Source organism: uncultured Campylobacter sp. (assembly GCF_938045775.1).
Lineage (GTDB): Bacteria > Campylobacterota > Campylobacteria > Campylobacterales > Campylobacteraceae > Campylobacter_B.
In genome coordinates, this window is record NZ_CALIBH010000268.1 from 1 (window position 1) to 5,913 (window position 5,913).

Sequence of the window (5,913 nt, forward strand, 5' to 3'; positions counted from 1 at the left end):
TCGCGGCTGTTTGCACGGTCTGCGCGCTAAGCGATGCCGTATTTACGGCCGTAGGGATATTTTTAATCGGCGGCGCCCTTAAGCAAGACTCGCTTCTTACCCAAATTTTAAGCATAGGCGGGATCATATTTCTGCTCTGCTACGCGCTAAGCTCGTTTTTTAGCGCCTGCAGGGGCTCGCATTTTGCCAAGATCCAAAACTCGACAAATAGCCCGCTAGCGCCCGTCGTAGCCAAAGCCCTTGCGGTGACGCTTCTAAATCCGCATGTGTATTTAGACACCGTCGTGGTCGTGGGCTCGCTCGGCGCTACGATCGCGGATGCACAAAAGCCGTGGTTTTACGCGGGAGTTATGTTTGTATCGTTTGCATGGTTTTTCGGCTTGGGCTACGGCTCAAGCGCACTTTCGAAGCTTTTTGCAAGCAGTAGGGCATGGCGCATAATCGATGCGCTCGTGGGGGTTTTGATGCTGTATATGGCGTATCTGATCGCGAAGTTTGTCTTTAAAATTTAAAATTTCACGCTAAAATTCCGCATTCTTGATAAAGGATCTATGATGAAAATTGAAATTGAAAGCGGGCTTGAACTAAAAGAGGCCTTGTGGCGCGTAGAGAAAGCTCTGCGACTAGTGACCGACAAGGACGGCAAAATCACATCGAGCGCGACGCTTTACGTGGGCAAACATTCGCTTTTAAATTTACTCGATACCAACCAGATCGAAAATATCCAAAACGCCTATGCGCGCGCCAGGACGGAATTTCGCGCGGAGATGCTGGGCGTGCTGGAGGGCTTTTTATCGCAAGAGGATGCCGAGAAAGATCCGGAATACGCGCTATTTAATCAGCTCTACCAAATGGCGATGACCGCGGGCAGAAAGAGCGATATTTTTATCCATGTCCAAGGCATCAGCGAAAACGAGGTCGTGCTGCGCGTGTATCAGCGCTTCGAGCTGGAGGGTGGCGAGACAATATATTACGCAGGCGGTGAGTTTAGCTACACTCTGGATGAAAATTTTGGCAAAATTTATCGCTACGAAATTTGATTTTAGTGGTGCGGCGCAAGATCGGTGCCGCCTCGATCGTAAATATCGCACTACGCTTCTTTGCTGTAGCGTATAAATTTAAACTCTAAAACACGTGACGAGCTAAATTTAGACAAACTTTCTGCAACGATAAAATTCCGCTCGGTTCAATTTATCGTAATTTCAAATTTAAAGCTACATGTAAATTTTTATCCTTCGATACGCAAATTTTACCCTACTGCCCGCCGGCGTTCTAGCCCGCTTTGCCCTGCGCCCGTCAAAATTTTTAACCGAGCTCGCATGAAATTTTACTCCTCAGGCACGCAAATTTCGCCGCGCCGCATCGCTTTTACCGTGTAAAAGCCCACGATACCTATAAAAACGCATAAGATAGCAAAACCCGCCGCTCCCGCAAACAAGAAAAATTTGATCCCGTTAAACTTAAACGCTCGCAAAAACGCGATGCTAGCCGCAGCCGTCGGGAAGGTAAACGCCCACCACGAGAGGAAAAATTTAAGCCGCAAAAAGCTTTTAAACATAAAAAGGATGAGAAGCGCGAAAAATAGCGTGATGTAGAGCATGATCTTCGCTGTGACGTCAAAGCTGCCGGTGAGCTTGACGTAGTCTAAAAACGCTATCGCAGGCGGCGCGATCACGATAAAAAGCGTCGGGATAAATTTCTGCGGCATCTGATCGTGAAAGATGATGCGGTAAAACAAAACTGCAAAAAGCACGGGCCAAAAAAATATCCCGATAGCAAAATAATACCACGCAAGCTCGCTCGCAGCGGGCGCTGCTAGCGGGACGAAGAGATTGCCCACGATCGGGATGAACCACGCTGGGTTTGAGTGCGCGATCTGGACGTTATTTTTGATCCAAAAAGACACGACGTGCAGCGTGATAAAGGTCTGAAACGCTACGCCCACGCAAAAAAGCGCATCGTAAACGGGCGCGAAGTCCCGCCAGAGCGAGGCGACTAGCAGCGTGCCAATCGAAAATGCGGCGAAAAAATTTACGCGCACCGGGTGGAAAAACTCCGCCTTGCAAGCCTGCGGGTATCTGATGAGTTTTGCCGCGTAACAAGCGCAGATGAGCGCGTATGCTAGGCTAGCCGCGCCGCGTAAAATCTCAAAAACCGCGCCTGAGATATCAAATATCAAATTTAGCCGCTCGTATGCGAGAGCTAGTCCGCCAAGCCCCATAACTACGGTGTAAAACATGATCGGAAAGTGCTGCAGCCAGCTTGGTTTTTCATCCTGCGTTTTCATATTTTTCCTTGTTTTTTCTAAATTTTACCCCAATTTTAGCGCAATTTCGGTGAGTTGGTCACGAAATAAATCAATGCTTAAAATATTTTGTAGCTAAATTTTATTACCGCGCTTTTACGTAAAAGAAAATATAATTAAACAAAGCCAAATTTAACCAAGGAGCGCGTATGTTGGGAGACGAGCTAAAAGATACGCTAAAGCAACGGTTTACGTCTAAATTTACGCTTAGTGCACAGGATAAAGAGGCAGTGTTAAAAAGCGCGACGCTAAGAAGCTTTAAAAAAGGCGAGAGGATATACCTAAAAGACGGTTGTCTGGGCTACGCGATCATCATAAGCGGGCGTGCGCGCGGGCTGGTTAGCACGAGTAATTTTAAAGAGATCACCGTCTTTAACCTACAAGACGGCGATAGCTGTATGCTGTGCGGCTTTTGCTCGCTAGGAGCGTTACAAGCGGAGATAAATTTGCAAATCGAAGATGACGTGCGGATGATTTTGATACCAAGAGAGATATTTAAGAGGCTACGCGAAAACTATCCGCAGGTGGCAAATCACGCGCTAGAGCTCATGGCTACGCGCTTTAGCTCGGCGATAACCGCTATGGATCAGACGCTGTTTTTGCCACTAACTAGGCGAATAATAAATTTCCTCGAGCAAAACGGCGCGAAAAACGGGCTAAAGATCACGCACGAACAGATCGCAAACGACATCGCTAGCGCGAGAGAGGCTGTATCAAGAGCGCTAAAAGAGATGCAGAAAAAGGGGCTCGTCGAGCTAAAACGCGGAGTCGTGACGTTAAGGTGACTTTGTTACATATTTAAATTTTAAAATGCGCTATGATTTGACAATAACTTCTAAAAGGAGCTTTTATGCAAAGCATCGACAGAAGAGGCGTCTTGAAAATTTTAGGCGCGGCGGGGCTAGCGGCGGCGGGAGTCGCAGGGGCTAGCAAGCTAAATGCGGGAGAAAATGCGGACATCCGCGCAAATATCCTAATAATCGGCAGCGGTCTAGGCGGCATCAGCCTAGCGGCGAAATTACGACGAGATATGCCAAACGCCGAACTAACTGTCCTTGATAAGGACGAGTACTTCTACTATCAGCCCGGCTTTACGCTCATCGCAGCCGGTCACTATCTGCCCGAAGACATAACCTACGAAAAATCAAATTTGATCCCAGACGGCGTAAAATGGATAAAACAAAATGCCGCATCCATAGATCCGGCGGCAAATTCCGTCAAGCTAGAGGACGGGTCAAATTTGAACTACGACTACCTCGTGATAGCTAGCGGAGCGGAGTATGAGTTTGAGAGCGTAAAAGGGCTTAGCGCCGACGATATCGGTAGCGACAACGTGACTTCTATCTACACGATCCCTGGCGCCGTTGCTATGTCCGGCATAATGAAAAAAGTCGGCAAAGAAGGCGGCAAGATAGTCTTTAGCGACAACAAAACACCGATGAAGTGTTCGGGCGCAAATAAAAAAGTAACGCTGCTAACCGAAGATATGGCGCGAAATTTAGGCAACAGAGATAAGCTTGATATCTCGATATACTCGGGCGCTCGGACTATATTTTCCGCTCCTGTTTATGCTAAAATGATAGAAGGGATGCTAGAGGAGCGAGACGTGAAGTATTTTACCTCGCATCAGCTGGTTGAGGTGGACAAAAGTGCCAATATAGCGGTATTTGAGCACGCTATGCCGTACCGCGAAAACGGCGAAAATAAACTCGCTAAAGAGCTAGTCGAAGTAAAATTTGACTACCTACACCTAGTGCCTCGCGTGAAGGCTTCTAAAATCTACGCCGATGCAGGGCTAAGCGTAGAAAAGGGTGATGTGGCAGGCAACTGGATTAGCCTCACGCGCGAGACGCTGCAACACTCGAAATTTAAAAATATATTTGCCATCGGCGACGTTTGCGGATTTCCCGCCGGTAAAACCGGAGCTAGTATACGCAAGATGTATCCAGTGCTGGCGCAAAATCTAGCCGACGCTATAAAAGGACGCGAACCGAGTGCTAGATACGGCGGCTACACTGCCTGCCCGCTACTAACGAAATTCGGCAAGGCGGTGATGGTAGAGTTTAACTGGACGGGCAAGCCCGAGCCTACGATAGCGTGCATGGGCGCGACTCGCGAGAGCTATCTAAACTGGGCGATGAAGCTATATATGATGAAGCCGATGGTCATGCAAGGCATGATAAGAGGCCTAGCGTAAAGGAGAGAAAATGCAAAACGTTGGGATTTTAGATAAAACTATCCGCCTAGTAATCGCTGCGGTTTGGATATACGCATTTGGGTTCGTCTGCGAGTGCTGGCTGTGGCTGGTCGGACTCGTGCCGCTACTGACAGCTGTTTACGGTTATTGTCCTCTTTATAAATTTTTTGGTATAAATACGTGTAAAAAATGTAAAAACAAAGAAAGGAAAACACAATGCTAAGTAAAAAAACTAGGATAATAAGAGCGCTGATCGGACTAGCGATAATGATCGCGGGAGTGGTGTTTAGCAGCTGGTGGGGACTGGTCGGACTCGTGCCCTTTATCGTGGGCGTCACGGGATTTTGCCCGGCTTGCTACTTTTTAAACCGCTGCTCGCTAAAGCGTTAAATTTAGCTGCGGTATGCGGTTTTATCGCGTGCTTGGGGCAAGAGGCGCGATAAATTTTAGCGGCGAAGCGAGCGAGCTTTAAATTTTAAATTCTCCACGCCTTGCCGCGGAACGTTAAATTTAAACGAGCGCTTAAGGCTTAAAATTTTATCGCGCGATGCAGGGCGGTAAATTTAATGTGGTAAATTTAATCTCGTGCCGCCGTCAATCGGCATGCCGCTATCCGCGTAAATTTTAGCGCTAGCCGCTTTCGGCGCTCTTGTTAGAGCGAGCTTGCGCTCCGCGTCAGCTATAGTCAAACTTTATGATTAATTACACCTCGCCTCTTAAAATTCATCTTAAATTTGCTAAAATTGCAGCTAAATTTAAAATTTAAAGGAGCCCAAATGTCAAATATCTTAATCATAGGCGCGGGCGGCGTGAGCCAAGTCGCGACCGTAAAATGCGCGATGAACGCGGACGTTTTTACAAAAATCACCCTTGCAAGCCGCACCAAAAGCAAGTGCGACGCGATCGCTAAATTTATAAAAGACCGCTTTGGCGTGCAGATTGATACCGCCCAGATCGACGCGGACGACACCGACGCAGTGGTCGCGCTCATCAAAAAAACGGGCACCGATTTGCTTTTAAATGTGGCGCTGCCGTATCAGGACCTAACTCTCATGGACGCGTGCTCTCGCGCCGGCATCCCATACATCGACACCGCAAACTACGAGCATCCAGACACGGCGAAATTTGAGTACAAGCTGCAGTGGGCGAAGGACGGCGAGTTTAAAGCCGCAAACACGATGGCGCTGCTAGGAAGCGGCTTTGATCCGGGCGTGACGAACGTATTTTGCGCCTACGCGCAGCAAAATCTCTTTGACGAGATCCATGAGATCGACATCCTAGACTGCAACGCAGGCGACCATGGATATCCGTTTGCGACGAATTTTAACCCTGAAATCAACCTGCGCGAAGTAAGCGCAAAGGGCCGCTACTGGGAGCGCGGCGAGTGGAAAGAGACCGAGCCGATGCAGAT

The 5,913-nt window shown here is 48.2% G+C and carries 9 protein-coding genes; 7 read left to right on the forward strand and 2 right to left on the reverse strand.

The annotated features are described in order from the left end of the window. The coding region (locus Q0238_RS11090) for a LysE family transporter (protein ID WP_297946027.1) at positions 1 to 512 on the forward strand (512 nt) is incomplete at its 5' end. Positions 513 to 554: 42 nt separating this feature from the next. Next, positions 555 to 1,040 carry a hypothetical protein gene (locus Q0238_RS11095; protein WP_297946029.1) on the forward strand — a complete coding sequence of 162 codons (486 nt, stop codon included), beginning with the start codon at positions 555 to 557 and terminating at the stop codon, positions 1,038 to 1,040. A gap of 287 nt (positions 1,041 to 1,327) precedes the next feature. Here the strand turns inward: Q0238_RS11095 and Q0238_RS11100 are convergent, their stop codons facing one another. Further along, positions 1,328 to 2,287, reverse strand: coding sequence for an SLAC1 anion channel family protein (locus tag Q0238_RS11100; RefSeq protein WP_297946031.1), 960 nt, complete (start codon positions 2,285 to 2,287; stop codon positions 1,328 to 1,330). Positions 2,288 to 2,454: 167 nt separating this feature from the next. Here Q0238_RS11100 and Q0238_RS11105 point away from each other — a divergent pair, with 167 nt between their 5' ends. The 4 genes from Q0238_RS11105 to Q0238_RS11120 all read left to right on the forward strand — a co-directional run bounded on the left by Q0238_RS11105 (position 2,455) and on the right by Q0238_RS11120 (position 4,892). Further along, complete coding sequence (locus Q0238_RS11105; protein ID WP_297946033.1) at positions 2,455 to 3,090, forward strand: Crp/Fnr family transcriptional regulator; 636 nt, start codon at positions 2,455 to 2,457, stop codon at positions 3,088 to 3,090. Positions 3,091 to 3,155: 65 nt separating this feature from the next. Then, positions 3,156 to 4,502 carry an FAD/NAD(P)-binding oxidoreductase gene (locus Q0238_RS11110; RefSeq protein ID WP_297946035.1) on the forward strand — a complete coding sequence of 449 codons (1,347 nt, stop codon included), beginning with the start codon at positions 3,156 to 3,158 and terminating at the stop codon, positions 4,500 to 4,502. 10 nt (positions 4,503 to 4,512) lie between these two features. Then, positions 4,513 to 4,725 carry a DUF2892 domain-containing protein gene (locus Q0238_RS11115; RefSeq protein ID WP_002949192.1) on the forward strand — a complete coding sequence of 71 codons (213 nt, stop codon included), beginning with the start codon at positions 4,513 to 4,515 and terminating at the stop codon, positions 4,723 to 4,725. Beyond that, entirely contained in the window at positions 4,719 to 4,892 is a 174-nt protein-coding gene (locus tag Q0238_RS11120; protein ID WP_297946038.1) for a DUF2892 domain-containing protein, read from the forward strand. The genes Q0238_RS11115 and Q0238_RS11120 overlap by 7 nt, the downstream gene beginning before the upstream one ends. Positions 4,893 to 5,065: 173 nt before the next feature. Here Q0238_RS11120 and Q0238_RS11125 read toward each other — a convergent pair whose 3' ends face one another. Continuing rightward, the gene (locus tag Q0238_RS11125) at positions 5,066 to 5,191 is read right to left on the reverse strand and encodes a hypothetical protein (protein WP_297946040.1); all 126 of its coding nucleotides are present in this window, start codon (positions 5,189 to 5,191) and stop codon (positions 5,066 to 5,068) included. A gap of 87 nt (positions 5,192 to 5,278) precedes the next feature. Here Q0238_RS11125 and Q0238_RS11130 point away from each other — a divergent pair. Then, positions 5,279 to 5,913 (forward strand): saccharopine dehydrogenase NADP-binding domain-containing protein (locus tag Q0238_RS11130; protein WP_297946042.1); only part of this gene is annotated, 635 nt, incomplete at its 3' end.

Bases quoted from the DNA above. Each gene is read 5' to 3' on its own strand.
- Q0238_RS11100 (WP_297946031.1), bottom strand. From the start codon at position 2,287: ATGAAAACGCAGGATGAAAAACCAAGCTGGCTGCAGCACTTTCCGATC.
- Q0238_RS11110 (WP_297946035.1), top strand. From the start codon at position 3,156: ATGCAAAGCATCGACAGAAGAGGCGTCTTGAAAATTTTAGGCGCGGCG.
- Q0238_RS11095 (WP_297946029.1), top strand. From the start codon at position 555: ATGAAAATTGAAATTGAAAGCGGGCTTGAACTAAAAGAGGCCTTGTGG.
- Q0238_RS11105 (WP_297946033.1), top strand. From the start codon at position 2,455: ATGTTGGGAGACGAGCTAAAAGATACGCTAAAGCAACGGTTTACGTCT.
- Q0238_RS11115 (WP_002949192.1), top strand. From the start codon at position 4,513: ATGCAAAACGTTGGGATTTTAGATAAAACTATCCGCCTAGTAATCGCT.
- Q0238_RS11120 (WP_297946038.1), top strand. From the start codon at position 4,719: ATGCTAAGTAAAAAAACTAGGATAATAAGAGCGCTGATCGGACTAGCG.